The 13,055-nt window shown below is 67.3% G+C and carries 11 protein-coding genes; 7 read left to right on the top strand and 4 right to left on the bottom strand.

Translation table 11 applies throughout. The features are described 5' to 3' along the window. The first annotated feature begins 3 nt into the window (after window positions 1-3). From BIX52_RS00470 to BIX52_RS00455, 4 genes are read left to right on the top strand one after another with little or no spacing between them, the layout of a single operon-like run. Complete coding sequence (locus BIX52_RS00470) at window positions 4-864, top strand: transporter substrate-binding domain-containing protein (protein WP_075219077.1); 861 nt, start codon at window positions 4-6, stop codon at window positions 862-864. A 25-nt stretch (window positions 865-889) separates the two neighbouring features. Then, the gene (locus BIX52_RS00465) at window positions 890-1,531 is read left to right on the top strand and encodes an amino acid ABC transporter permease (protein WP_205647662.1); all 642 of its coding nucleotides are present in this window, start codon (window positions 890-892) and stop codon (window positions 1,529-1,531) included. Window positions 1,532-1,541: 10 nt separating this feature from the next. Further along, on the top strand, window positions 1,542-2,246 hold the full coding sequence (locus BIX52_RS00460) for an amino acid ABC transporter permease (protein ID WP_171973569.1): 705 nt from the start codon (window positions 1,542-1,544) through the stop codon (window positions 2,244-2,246). Further along, window positions 2,239-3,000: an amino acid ABC transporter ATP-binding protein gene (locus BIX52_RS00455; protein WP_075219075.1), complete on the top strand. Its 762-nt coding sequence runs from the start codon at window positions 2,239-2,241 to the stop codon at window positions 2,998-3,000. The genes BIX52_RS00460 and BIX52_RS00455 overlap by 8 nt, the downstream gene beginning before the upstream one ends. A 269-nt stretch (window positions 3,001-3,269) precedes the next feature. On the opposite strand, the gene BIX52_RS00450 is transcribed toward BIX52_RS00455, so the two are convergent. From BIX52_RS00450 to BIX52_RS00435, 4 genes are read right to left on the bottom strand one after another with little or no spacing between them, the layout of a single operon-like run. Beyond that, window positions 3,270-4,325 (bottom strand): ABC transporter ATP-binding protein, encoded by a 1,056-nt coding sequence (locus BIX52_RS00450; RefSeq protein WP_075219074.1) that lies wholly within the window; start codon window positions 4,323-4,325, stop codon window positions 3,270-3,272. 10 nt (window positions 4,326-4,335) lie between these two features. Next, the gene (locus BIX52_RS00445; RefSeq protein ID WP_083659903.1) at window positions 4,336-5,625 is read right to left on the bottom strand and encodes a carbohydrate ABC transporter permease; all 1,290 of its coding nucleotides are present in this window, start codon (window positions 5,623-5,625) and stop codon (window positions 4,336-4,338) included. A gap of 1 nt (window position 5,626) precedes the next feature. Then, window positions 5,627-6,916, bottom strand: a complete 1,290-nt coding sequence (locus BIX52_RS00440; RefSeq protein ID WP_075219073.1) for a carbohydrate ABC transporter permease — start codon at window positions 6,914-6,916, stop codon at window positions 5,627-5,629. Window positions 6,917-6,976: 60 nt separating this feature from the next. Next, window positions 6,977-8,317 carry an ABC transporter substrate-binding protein gene (locus BIX52_RS00435; RefSeq protein WP_075219072.1) on the bottom strand — a complete coding sequence of 447 codons (1,341 nt, stop codon included), beginning with the start codon at window positions 8,315-8,317 and terminating at the stop codon, window positions 6,977-6,979. 346 nt (window positions 8,318-8,663) lie between these two features. Between BIX52_RS00435 and BIX52_RS00430 the strand changes: the two genes are divergently transcribed. From BIX52_RS00430 to BIX52_RS00420, 3 genes are all read left to right on the top strand, one after another. Beyond that, complete coding sequence (locus tag BIX52_RS00430) at window positions 8,664-10,397, top strand: sugar phosphorylase (RefSeq protein ID WP_205647661.1); 1,734 nt, start codon at window positions 8,664-8,666, stop codon at window positions 10,395-10,397. Window positions 10,398-10,510: 113 nt separating this feature from the next. Beyond that, a complete protein-coding gene (locus BIX52_RS00425; protein WP_075219070.1) occupies window positions 10,511-11,536 on the top strand; it encodes a phosphotransferase in 1,026 nt (341 codons plus the stop codon). Window positions 11,537-11,579: 43 nt separating this feature from the next. Then, window positions 11,580-12,902, top strand: coding sequence for an aspartate aminotransferase family protein (locus BIX52_RS00420; RefSeq protein WP_108676370.1), 1,323 nt, complete (start codon window positions 11,580-11,582; stop codon window positions 12,900-12,902). The last annotated feature ends 153 nt before the right edge of the window (window positions 12,903-13,055 follow it).

Genomic DNA, 13,055 nt, shown 5'->3' with positions numbered 1-13,055 from the left:
CCGATGTTCGATTTCAACAAAGCCCTTCTGAGCGCGGCCGTCGCCGCAAGCCTTGCCCTGGCGCCCGCCGCCGCCGGCGCCGCCGATCTCAGCGAGATCAAAGAGCGCGGCTACATGGCGATCGCCACCGAAGACAACTACGCCCCCTTCGAGATCATGGAGGGCGACACCCCGACCGGCTTCACCCACGACATGGTCGCGGCGCTGAAAGAATATGCCGACTTCGAGATTCGCCAGGACATCCTCCCCTGGTCCGGCCTCCTCGCCGCCGTGCGCGCCGGCAAATACGACGCCGCCATCACCGGCTCCATCATCTCCACCGAGCGCCTGCGCGTGTTCGATTTCGCCGTTCCGACCGCGTCCGCCCAGCACTACTACATCAAGCGCGCCGACGATGACCGCATCAACGGAATCGCCGATCTCGACGGCCTCACCGTTGGCGTGCAGGCCGGCTCGGTGCTCCTCTCCCGCCTGCCAGAGCTCGAAGCCATGCTGGAGGAGACCGGCGGCTCCATGGGCCGCGTCGTCGAGTACACGTCCTATCCCGAAATCTACGAGGACCTGAAGAACGGCCGCCTCGACTACACCGTCAACTCCATCATCTCCGCCAAAAGCCTGATCGCCGAGCGCGGCGACGAGTTCGCCATGGGCGAGCCCGTCTCCGGCCCCGGTTTCCACGCCTACCCCGTGCCGAAGGGCAACGAGGAGCTGCTGGAGTTCATCAACGGCTTCATCCTGGAGATGAAGGAGAGCGGCAAGCTCGCCGAGCTGCAGGAAAAATGGTTCGGCCAGGCCTTCCCGGATCTGCCGTCCGAGCCGATCACGTCGGTTGAGAAATACGAAGAGCTGACGGCGGCCGAATAAGAGCCCCGGACCGGAGGCGGGACGGGTGACCGGCACCGAACTTCAAATGCTCCTCTCGGGCGCGTGGACCACCGTGTGGATCTCCGCGATCGCGATTGTCGGCGGCGTGCCCCTCGGCCTCGTCCTCGGTCTCGGCCGCGTGGCCGGGATCCCCGTCCTGTCGCAGCTCCTGGCGCTCTACATCTCCATTGGCCGGGCGACGCCGCTGGTGACCCTGGTGCTGCTCCTCTTCGTGGGCCTGCCCGTCGTCGGCATCAATATCGATGCCGTCACGGCGGGCGTCCTCACGCTCCTCCTCAACACCGCCACCTTCAACGCCGAGATCTGGCGCTCCGTCTACCAGAGCTTCCCGCGCGGCCAGATCGAAGCGGCGCAGGCGGTGGGGATGCAGAAGGGCGCGATCTTCCGGCGCATCATGCTGCCGCAAATGTCCGTCGCCGCGCTGCCGGGGCTGATGAACGAGGCCACCCTTCTGGTGAAGGCGAGCCCGGCCATCGCTGTCATCGGCATCGTCGACCTCACCCGCGTGACGGACCGCATCTCGGCCCGCACCTACGAGCCTTTGCCGCCCATCATCGCCGCCGGGATCATCTACATGATCATCATCGCCGGCATGGTCCGCCTGCAGCGCGTGCTCGAAAAACGCGCCGCCAAATGGTCGGCATGAGGGGGCGGCGATGGATTGGGACCTGATCACCAACAGCATCCTCTTTAACCCGGCCGAATGGGAGATTGTGCTGAACGAGTGGCCCCGCTTCATGCGCGGCTTCTCCAACACGCTCACCCTGTTCGCCGTGTCGGTGGTCGGCGCCTTCCTGCTGGGCGCCGTCATCGTCAACCTCATGGCCTCGCGCAATCCGTCCGTGCGCGCGGCGGGGCGTGTCTATGTGGACGGCATGCGGATGCTGCCCTTCCTCATCTTCGCCTATCTGCTCTACTATGGCCTGCCGTCGCTCGGCATCCGCATGTCGGCGTGGACGGCGGGGCTCCTCGGCCTCATCCTCTACCACGCCGCCTATGTGGCCGAGATCCTGCGCGGAGCCTGGTCTCAGCTTCCGGCGGGCCAGACCGAGGCCGCCCGCGCCATGGGCTTCCACGGCCCCCAACTCTTCCTGCGCATCGTCCTGCCGCAGCTCGTCCTGGGGTCGGCCCCCATCCTCGGCAATCAGCTCATCTACATGCTGAAGGACACGGCCTTCCTCATGATCATCACCGTGCAGGATCTCACCTACGCGGCCAACTCCGTGCAGTCGATGTACTTCGTGCCGCTGCAGCCCTTCATCGTCGCCATCGGCCTCTACTGGATCTCCACCTTGGCGATCGAAGGGCTGGTCTTCCTCGTCGGACGCTTCGCCAGAAAGAGAGGTCTCGGCCGTGCCTGATGCCGTTCCCGCGCTGGAGGCGCGTCACATATCGAAGACCTTCGGCGAGCTGGAGGTCCTGCGCGACATCTCCCTGGTGGTGAACCCCGGCGACACCATCTCCGTGCTCGGCCCCTCCGGCTCCGGCAAGTCCACCATGCTGCGCTGCCTCAATTTCCTGGAGACGCCCGACAGGGGCCAGGTTCTCCTGGCAGGCGAGCCCGTCGGCCGCCGGGCGGACGGGCGGCTCGTGTCCGACAAGGAGCTTGCCAAAAGCCGCGCCCGCATGGGCATGGTGTTTCAGAGCTTCAACCTGTGGCCCCACTTCACCGTGCTGCAGAACGTCATCGAGGCGCCGACCAAGGTCCTCGGCCTCTCAAAGGACGAGGCCGTCGCCCGCGCCGAGGGGCTGCTCGCCAAGGTCGGCCTCGCCGACAAGCGCGACGTCTACCCCTTCGCCCTCTCCGGCGGGCAGAAGCAGCGCGTCGCCATCGCCCGCGCCCTCTGCATGAAGCCCGACGTGCTGCTGTTCGACGAGCCCACCTCCGCCCTGGACCCCGAGCTGGTGGGCGAGGTCCTCGCCGTCATGCGTGACCTCGCCAAGGAAGGCATGACCATGGTCGTCGTCACCCACGAAATGGGCTTTGCCCGCGACGTGTGCGACGAGGTCGTGTTCATGGACCGCGGCGTCGTCGTCGAGCACGCGCCCCCCGCCGAGTTCTTCGGCAACCCCAAGACCGAACGGGCGCAGCGGTTCCTCTCCCGTTACGCCTGAGGCGGCACGGCCCGGCGAATCCCCGGCGCTTTCGCGAGCGGGACCGCCCCGCGAGGGTGTTCCCCCTCGCGCTCCCCCGGTTCGCCACCCGGCAGGCGTTCAGTTCGGGCTTAAGAAGCCCGAGACTGACCACCTGATGCAAGCCTGTCGAGTGCCGCGACGGCGTCAAGGCCCCGTCCTCCCCGTGCTCGCCCGCCCTTTGGAGGGCGGCCTGCGCGCGGGTCCGGGCGGAACCTTGACCCCGCCGCAGCCCTCGAGCCCAGGTGCCGTTAGGTCCGGATGGCCTTGCCGTCCGCGTCGAAGAAGTAGCGGTGCGCGGCCGGGAAACTGAGGCCCACCGTCTCGCCCGGCTTCACGCGGATGTCGCCCACATGGCGCACGTTCAGAACGCCGAGCGCGCCGCAGTCGACGAAGAGCATCACATCGGCGCCGAGATATTCCGATACCTCCACCGTGCCCGTCACCTCCGCACCCTCCGGCGCCACGAGCGCCACATGCTCCGGCCTGACGCCGAGCTGCGTGGCGGCGGGAGGCGCACCCTCCGCCGCAGCGCCCGCGTGACCCTCCAGCACGATCCGTCCGTCCGCCACCCGGCACGGCATCACGTTCATCTTCGGACTGCCGATGAATTGTGCGACGAACAGATTGTCCGGCTTCTCGTAGAGCTCGCGCGGGCTTCCCACCTGCTCGATCACGCCCGCCTGAAGCACGACGATCTTGTCCGCCAGGGTCATCGCCTCCACCTGGTCGTGCGTCACATAGATCATCGTCGCGCCCAGGTTCTGGTGCAGCTTGGCGATCTCGAAGCGCATCTCCACCCTCAGCGCCGCGTCGAGGTTGGACAGCGGCTCGTCGAACAGGAACGCCGTCGGCTCGCGCACGATGGACCGGCCGATGGCGACGCGCTGACGCTGCCCGCCGGAAAGGTCCTTCGGGCGCCTGTCCAGAAGCGGCTCCAGCTTCAGGACCCGCGCCGCCTCGTCAACCTTCGCCTTGATCTCCTTCTTCGGCGCACCCGCCGTCTTCAGGCCGAACCCCATGTTCTCGCGCACCGTCATGTGCGGGTACAGCGCGTAGGACTGGAACACCATCGCAAGGCCGCGCCCGGACGGCGGCTCGGCGGTCACGTCCTTGCCGTCGATCAAAAGGCTCCCGCGGGAGATGTCCTCCAGCCCCGAAATCAGCCGCAGCAAGGTGGACTTGCCGCAGCCGGACGGGCCGACGAAGATCACGAACTCCCCGTCGCCGATCTCAAGGTCCACACCCTTGATGACCTGCACCGACCCGAACCACTTTTCGACGCCCTGGAGCGTGATCGCGCCCATTTCAGTCTCCTTATCCTTTGACGGCGCCAGCCGCGAGGCCGCGAACCATGAAGCGCTCGAGCCAAAGGAAGATCACCATGATCGGAACGGTGGCGATGACGGCGCCCGCCATCATCAACTCACGCGGCAATTCCGACGAATTCAACGACGCCACCCCGCGCGGCAGGGTGAAGATGGACGGATCGTCCAAAAACATGAACGCGAACAGGAACTCGTTCCACGCGATCATGAAGACGTAGAGCGACACCGACGCGAGCGCCGGAAGCGACAGAGGCAGCGTGATCTTGGCGATGACCCCCAGCCGGGAAAGGCCGTCCATCAGCCCGGCCTCCTCCATCTCGGCAGGGAGGCCGCGGAAGTAGCCCTGCAGCATGTAGAGCGCCACCGGGATCGTCGTCGCCGGATAGACGATCAGAAGCCCCACAATGGAATTGCGCAGGCCGAGCTGCGAAAACACCGCATAGAGCGGCAACACCAAGACGATCGCCGGCACCATGTAGATGAGGAGCACCGAATTGGCGAAGGCATCGCGTCCGCGAAACCTCAGCCGCGCGATGGTGTAGGCCCCAGGCACGGCGAAGAACAACGTCAGAAACACCGTCCCCACCGACACGATCGCCGAGTTGAGGATGTAGGTGCCGAAGTTGAACTCTGTGAACAGAGTCGTGTAGCTGCTGACGAGATCGCTGTTCAGGTCGATGGAGAAGTCGAGCGGGTTCGCCAGCAGCGACGCCTGACTTTTGAAGCTCGTCATCACCATCACGTAGAACGGCAACACCACGAACACCGTGAAGACGATGTAGCCCACCCCCTTCAGGATGCGGATCAGCGCGACCTCGAAGTCGTAGCGGCGCAAGCGACCCGCGGGCGTGTCGGCGAGGCACAGCCACAACGTCTGCATCGTCAGGCCGACGAGTACTGCCAGCCCGGCGAGCTGCCACAGCGGCGAGGCGGTCAGCGCCAGCCCGAACGGCGCGCCCAGCGACAGGACCATCAGCACCGCGAAGAAGGCGCCCGCTACGACGGCACGGCGCAGCGGCGCGCTCATCGCCCCGGTGAAGACGAGCACCAGCGCCGCGGCGAGCCCCGCCAGCGCCGACGCGCCCACTTGAGGCCGCGCCGGCTCGCCCGAGAACAGCGCCAAGGTCACGCCGAAGACGATCATGAAGAGCGCGCCGAACACAGGCCCGGCGATCAGCGCCGCCGTGGTGCCGGACGCGAGGCCGAAGCCGCCCGGAGCCGGGCGCTGCTTCACGGCCGATCCGGGACCCGAGGAGGGGGAGGAGGCAAGGGTGCTCATCTCAGCCCTCCTTCGGGGTGAAGCGGAAGAAGACCAGCGAGAACAGCAGCAACGCCACGAAGACGACCACCGCAACCGCCGCACCCGCGCCGATATTGCCGAGGCCGATCGCCTGCTCGTACACGTCCACCGTCAGCGTGCGCGTCCCCGCCGCCCCGCCGGTGAGAAGGAAGATGTCGTCGAATTTGTTGAAGGTCCAGATGTAGCGCAGCAGGAACAGGATCGCCAAAATCGCGGCGAGCTGCGGCAGCGACAAGTACCAGAACTGCTGGAAGGGCGTCGCCCCGTCGATCTCCGCCGCCTCATACATGTCGGTGTTGATCGACTGCATGCGCGCCAGGATGAACAGGAACGAGAGCGGGAAATAACGCCACGCCTCGAACACGATCACCGTCGTCAGCGCCATCGGAAAGTCGATCGAGAAGCCGAACACGGAGAAGGTGAAGGCGGTGCGCTGGCCGAGGAAGTTCACCGGCTCGCTCACCGCACCCATCTGCATCAGGATCGCGTTGAGCGTGCCCGAATTGGGGTCCAGCAGCGTGATCCACGTGTAGGCCACCGCGATCACCGGGGCGACGTAGGGAAAGAGGAACAGCCCGCGCAGGAAAGCCCGACCCTTGAAGGCGTTGTTGAGCAGCAGCGCCGCGAACAGGCCGAGCAGTAGCGCACCCCCCGTGCCGAAGATCGCGTAGACGATCGACGTCCACAACACGCTCCAGAACTCGGGCGAGTTGACCACGCGGGTGAAGTTTTCGAGCGAGAAGTTGAACGTCAGCAGCGCGTTCTGGCCGCGCCCCTGCGCCGCCGGCTCCGTCGCCTCGTAGCGCTCCTCGGGATCGTCGATCGCTTCGGTCGCCGTCGCCACGATCTCGAACCGCTCGCGCGCCCGTGGCTCCAATCGTCCCACCGCGCAGGTCAATGTTCCGTCCGCCAGCGCGCAGCGGTCGTCCGTCAGATCCAGCGTCACGCCGGCGGGAATGGCGTCGGTGAACCCCGCGCGCCCCACCGGCAGGTTGGGCGACGTGTTGCGCAGCGTATAGACGATCTCGAACGTCTCCCCCGGCGCCACCGTGTCGTCCGCCCGCACCCGTTCGTTGATGGTCGCTTCGGCCGGACGAAGGTCCGCCAGCATCACCGGCTTCACGCTGATCCAGAAGTTCATGATCAGCGGCAGCGCCACCACCAGCGCCACGATGGCGAAGGTCGGCGCCAGCAGGATGAAGGCCAGACGCGCCTCGCGCTTTTCGAGAGCACCCGCACCCCTCGGCGGTCCTTGCGTGGCGTCGGTCATGGTGAGCGGTCTCCGCAAAAGAAAAAGGTGCGGGGAGCGGGCCCCGCACGTCGGCTGGCGTCAGAGGTTGGAAATCTGCGCGTTGATCTCCTCGACCGCCTGGTCGACGGAGATTTCATCGTCGATATAGCGGCGCACGATCTGGTTGATCACCTGGCTCGTCACGATGCGCGAGGCTTCCGCGAGGCGGCCTTCCTCGACGCCCCAGCGCTGCGCCGTGTCGAGGCCGGTGACGATGGTCTCCACCACGTCCGCCGGATAAAGGTCCGACAGCGGCGCCTGACGGTCGACGCCAACCGGAAGCGTCGCCCACAGGTCGGTGAACTTCTCCGGCTCGTCCTCCGTGCCGCGGCGCACCGGGAATTTGCCTTCGGGCGCGATCGCCAAGGTCTCGCCATAGCCTTCGCCGAGCGAGAACTTGATGAAGTCGATCGCCGCATCCGCGTCGTCGGCCGAGGTCGTCACGCCGAGATAGTTGATGCTGGCGTACGACGCGCCGTCAGGATTGGACGGGCCGGAGAGGGTGGTGACGATGCCCGACTTCTGGGCGAGCTCGGTGGAGGTCGGGTCGTCGTTGATCGTCGGCGGCGCGCTGTCACGCAGGCCCGCCAGCTCGTCGAGGATGAAGGGCGACCAGATGATCATCGCCGCGCGGCCGGCGAAGTAGAGTTCGCGCGACTGGGCCCAGTAGAGTTCACCGTCCGGCGAAGTGTCGGCGATGGACTTGTAGAATTCCAGGCTCTCCTTCAACGCCGCCGGGTCGAAGCCGATGCCGTCCTCGGTCAGCGGCGTCGCGCCGTTGGCCAGGAGCACATGCTCCAGCACCTGGGACATGAAGTCTTCGTCGATCTTCGTCGCGGCGACGAAGCCGTACATGTCCGGCGGGTTGTTCAGCGCCTCGGCCGCGGCGGTGATGGCGGCATAGGTGGTCGGCGGCTCGAGCCCGGCCTCCTCGAACAGGTCCTTGCGGTAGATCAGCATCTGCGTCCACCCGTCGAGCGGCACGGCGGCATAGTCACCGTCGATGTCGGCCATCTCGAGCGCGCCCGGCGCGAAGGTGTCCTCGCCGAGATCCTCCACCGCCTCGGTATTGGCGTCGATGTCGAGGATGCCGGCTTCGGCCCAGGGCTGCATATACTGGAGCGAGAAATAGATCACGTCTGGCAGATCGTCCGCCGCGAAGGCCGCCGTGGCGCGGGTGCCGAGATCACTTTCGCTGACGGGGATGATTTCGACTGCGATGCCGGTCTTTTCCGTGAAGGCTTCGGCCATGGCTTCCTGCCGTGCCAGGCGCTCGGGCTGCTCCTCCATGGTCCAGAAGCTGAGCGACTGCGCGTCGGCAGCCGTGACAGCCAGCGACAAAGGCACCGCAAATGCGGCGATCTTCGCAAAAGCGTTCACGTAGGATCTCCATGTTCGAGAGCGTTGCCGGCGGCCCAATCGCGGACGCAGGACAACGGCCACGCGTCGTGCGGGGCGAGTGGTCGTAAATTTTTCGCGTAAGCGGCGAATGAGATAGCGCGGCGCGTGTCCGGGTCGGGGCCAGACATGCGACCGCCTCTGCGGCGAACGCATCTTTCCTCCCGTGGGGGACGTCCGTCAGCGAGGTTCAGGCCCGAAACATTCAGGCGTCCCACTCTTCTCTTCATTTCCATAAGGGTAGGGCGAAAGACACATCTCGGCAAACAATCTTTTACAAATGTCGAACGGTCGCTAGATTGGCCTCGCAACGACCATGGAGACTCGCGTGACAGTTCAAGGCGACAACTACAAGTCTACGCTGGAGCGCCAACTCAGCGTTGCATATGACTCCGAGACAGTTGCAATGCTCCTCAAGCGCATCGCGCGTTTGGTTGCATCTGCACGCGCGGAGATTGGTGCACGGGGTGCAAATTGGCTCGACCAGCGCGACGTCATGCTCATCACCTATGGCGACTCGATTCGCACGACCGGAGAAGTTCCCCTCGCAACCCTGCGCCGCTTTCTGAAGGCCCATACCAGCGACTTCATCACCAACGTCCACGTTCTGCCGTTCTATCCGTGGACGTCCGACGACGGGTTCTCGGTCAAGGACTACCGCGCCATCGACCCCGAACTCGGCCGCTGGTCCGATGTCGAGGCGCTGGCCGAAGATGTCGGCCTGATGTTCGACGGCGTCATCAACCACATCTCCGCAGAGAGTGATTGGTTCAAAGCATTCAAGGCCGGCGACCCGACCTATGCGGACTATTTCACAGTCATGAACCCGCAGACGGACCTGTCGTCCGTCACCCGCCCGCGGGCCACCCCGGTCCTCACGCCCTTCGGCACCTCGGACGGGATGAAGCACGTCTGGACCACCTTCAGCGCCGACCAGATCGACCTCAACTACGCCAATCCCGAGGTGTTCTTGGAGATCGTCGATCTGTTGATCTTCTACGCGCGCAAAGGCGCACGATTCATCCGACTCGATGCGATCGGCTTCATGTGGAAGGAGGTCGGCACCACCTGCATGCACCTGCCGCAGACCCACGCCATCATCAAGGCCCTGCGCACCGTGATGGACGCCGCCGCCCCCGGCACGATGTTCGTCACCGAAACCAACGTGCCGCATGCCGACAACATCAGCTACTTCGGCGACGGCAGCGACGAGGCCCACCTCGTCTACCAGTTTCCTCTGCCGCCGCTGACCCTCCACGCCTTTCTCACAGGCGACGCCTCGCGCCTGACGAGCTGGGCCATGTCGCTGGACGAGACCACGCCGACCACGACCTTCTTCAACTTCCTCGCCTCCCACGACGGGATCGGCGTGCGTCCCGCGGAGGGGATTCTCAGCCAGCAGGAGGTGCTGGAAATGGCGGCCGCGGTGGTCACCCGTGGCGGCAAGGTCTCCATGCGCGCGCTGCCCGGCGGCCGCGAGGCTCCGTACGAACTCAACATCACCTATCTCGACGCCGTGTCCTCGCCCGGTGACAGCGACGACGTGGTGATCGCCAAGTTCATGGCGGCGCAGATGATCCTGCTCTCGCTGGTCGGCATTCCCGGCATCTACATCCACTCGCTGCTCGGCTCGCGTAACGACACCGCCGGGATGGCGAAGACCGGCCGCTCGCGGTCCATCAACCGCGAGAAGCTGTCGCTGCGCGCCCTCGAGCAGGCGCTGAACGATCCGGGCAGCCTGCGCGCGCGCATCCTCGCCGCCTTCCGCGATCGCCTGTCGGTGCGCGCCACCCGCGCGGCGTTCGCACCCAACGCGGCCCAGCGTGTCCTCCCGCTCGACCACCGCGTCTTCTCCCTCGTGCGCGAGAGCGAGACCGACCGCGTCTGGGTGAGCGTCAACGTCAGCGACACGCCCGTCACGCTGCGCGTCTCCACCGCCCAGCTCGGCTTCACGCCGGGGGCCACCACCAACCTCCTCGGCGGTGAGGGGCCGATGATCGGCGAAACCGTCACCGAGATGGTGCTCGGCCCCTACGAGGCGGCGTGGATCGCCGTCGCATGAGAGGCGCGCTCGCCGGCCATCGCCGCGGCGAGGGGAGTTGACTTAAGGCGCTGAACGCAGGCGTTAATATCGGCCTTTGAAGGTGCTGTGCTTTCCCAACGCCCGGTCGGCCCATGCTGGACACTCTCAACGTACTGACGACCGCGCCGCCCGCGCTGACGGCGGCGGATGCGGTCGCGATCGCCGGTGATCTCTACGGCATCGAGGTCACCGCCCGCCCGCTGACCGGCGAGCGCGACCGCAACTTCCTCCTCAAGGCCGCCGGCTCTCACGGCAGCTTCGTCATGAAGATCGCCAACGGGGACGAGTCCCGCGGGGCGATCGACTTTCAGCTCGGCGCCCTCGCCCGCATCGAAGAAGAGGATCCGGCGCTCCCGGTGCCGCGCGTCGTTGCCGACTGCACCGGCGCACTGGTGGCGCAGGTGTCGCTGGAAGGGCGCAGCCATCATGTCTGCGTGCTCACCTATCTGGAGGGCGAGCCGGTCGGCTCACGCGCGTTGACGCCGGCCCAGGCGGCGGCATGCGGCGACATCCTCGGGCGGATCGACCGTGCGCTCGAAGGCTACATCCACCCCGCCCAGGACCGCGCCCTTCTGTGGGACATCTGCCGCGCCGCCGAGGTGCGCGATCACCTGGACGAGATCGACGATCCGCACCACCGCCGCGCGGCGCACGCCGCGCTGGACCGGGCCGAGGCGGTGATGGACGATCTCACCCGCCTGCCGCGCCAGGTCATCCACAACGACATGAACCCCCACAACGTGCTGACCGGACCGGACGGGGCGATCAGCGGGCTGATCGACTTCGGCGACATCCTGCGCGCGCCGCGCATCAACGACGTCGCCACCGCGGCGAGCTACGTCGTGGGGATGGGGGAGGGGCCGCTCGGCCTCGCACCGCAACTCGCCGGGGCGTGGGCGCGTCACATGGCGCCCACCGCGCGCGAGCGGGCGCTGCTTGCCCCGCTGATGGGCGCGCGCAACGTGCTGACGCTCGGCATATCCGCCTGGCGCGCGAAGCTCCACCCTCAGAACAGGCGTTATATTCTGCGCAACGTCCCCGTTGCCGTCGCCGCGTTGGAGCGCCTTTCGCTCGTCACGCCCGACGAGGCCGCGGCGCTCCTGTGGCCGAACGGCTGACCCTCCGGCCGCCCCGGCCCGCACCAACCCCGAAGAGACTGCGATGACCTCCACCCCCGCCGGCATGGCCAACGCCTACGTCGCGTCCGATGATGTGATGCTGGACCCGGAGGACGCCGCCCTTCTCGCCCGGCGCGAGCGCGTGCTGGGCGCGGCCTACCGCCTCTTCTATCAGCGCCCCGTCCACCTCGTACGCGGCGAAGGCTGCCTGCTCTACGACGCGGACGGGAACCCCTACCTCGACGCCTACAACAACGTCGCGTCGGTCGGCCATTGCCACCCGCGCGTGGTGGAGGCGCTGACCCGCCAGGCCGCCACGCTCAACACCCACACCCGCTATCTCGGCAGCCCCGTCGTCGCCTTTGCCGAGCGCCTGCTCGCCACCTTCCCCGGCCCCATCGACCGCGCGATGTTCACCTGCACCGGCAGCGAGGCCAACGACCTCGCCCTGCGCATCGCCCGCCAGGCCACCGGCGGCACCGGCATCGTCGTCACCGACACGGCCTACCACGGCGTCACCGCCGAAGTGGCCGCCTTCTCCCCGTCGCTCGGACCTGGCGTGCCGCTCGGCGCCCACGTGCGCACCGTGGCCCCGCCGCTGGACGGTGACGGCGCCGCCTTCGCCCGCCGCGTCGCCGCCGCCTTCGCGGACCTTGCGCGCCACGGCATCCGCCCCGCCGCCTTCATCTGCGACACCATCTTCTCGTCGGACGGGGTGTGCGCCGATCCGCCCGGCTTCCTCGGCGCCGCGGTGGAGGCGGCCCGCGCGGCCGGCGCGCTCTTCGTCGCCGACGAGGTGCAGCCCGGCCTCGGCCGCACGGGCGCCGCCATGTGGGGCTTCATGCGCCACGATCTGGTGCCCGACCTCGTCACCGCCGGCAAACCGATGGGCAACGGCCACCCCGTCGCCGCCCTCTTCGGCCGCGCCGACCTCGTCGACGGCTTCGGCCGCCGGGCGCGATACTTCAACACCTTCGGAGGCAACGCGGTCTCCTGCGCCGTGGGCCTCGCCGTTCTCGACGTGATCGACGAAGAGGGCCTGATGGACAACGCGCGCGAGACCGGCGCCCGCGTGCTGGACGGTCTGCGCGAGCTTGCCGCGGACTATCCGGCCATCGGCGCCGTGCGGGGGGCGGGCCTCTTCATCGGTGTCGACATCGTCGGCGAGGCGGGGCCCGATGCGGCCGGGGCGGCGCGGATCGTCAACCGCCTGCGCGAACGGCGGATCCTCATCAGCGCCACAGGGGCGGGGGCCAACGTTCTGAAGATCCGCCCCCCTCTGGTCTTCGGCCCGCGCGAGGCCGATCATCTCCTCACCGTCCTGGACGACACGCTCAGCGAAACAGCAGCCCCGTCTTCCGTCTAAGGCGTCTCGCGGGGGGTCGCCTCGACCGCCGACGCCCACACGTTCGCCGGCGAAGCACGCTGCGACGGTCCCACCGGCGGCACGTTCGCGCCGCGCAACAACGCCCGGCATGCGCGCTGATGGTGCCCTTCGGCGACCAGCGCCACACCGTGG

It is taken from the genome of Acuticoccus yangtzensis (assembly GCF_001927245.1).
In the GTDB taxonomy this organism is placed as follows: Bacteria; Pseudomonadota; Alphaproteobacteria; order Rhizobiales; family Amorphaceae; genus Acuticoccus; species Acuticoccus yangtzensis.
Note: the sequence above shows the minus strand (reverse complement) of the source record. Positions and strands in the feature narration are given on the sequence as shown.

Excerpts from the sequence above, each read along its gene's own strand:
- BIX52_RS00445 (WP_083659903.1), bottom strand. The coding sequence starts at position 5,625 with ATGAGCACCCTTGCCTCCTCCCCCTCCTCGGGTCCCGGATCGGCCGTG.
- BIX52_RS00450 (WP_075219074.1), bottom strand. The coding sequence starts at position 4,325 with ATGGGCGCGATCACGCTCCAGGGCGTCGAAAAGTGGTTCGGGTCGGTG.
- BIX52_RS00470 (WP_075219077.1), top strand. The coding sequence starts at position 4 with ATGTTCGATTTCAACAAAGCCCTTCTGAGCGCGGCCGTCGCCGCAAGC.
- BIX52_RS00440 (WP_075219073.1), bottom strand. The coding sequence starts at position 6,916 with ATGACCGACGCCACGCAAGGACCGCCGAGGGGTGCGGGTGCTCTCGAA.
- BIX52_RS00420 (WP_108676370.1), top strand. The coding sequence starts at position 11,580 with ATGACCTCCACCCCCGCCGGCATGGCCAACGCCTACGTCGCGTCCGAT.
- BIX52_RS00460 (WP_171973569.1), top strand. The coding sequence starts at position 1,542 with ATGGATTGGGACCTGATCACCAACAGCATCCTCTTTAACCCGGCCGAA.
- BIX52_RS00425 (WP_075219070.1), top strand. The coding sequence starts at position 10,511 with ATGCTGGACACTCTCAACGTACTGACGACCGCGCCGCCCGCGCTGACG.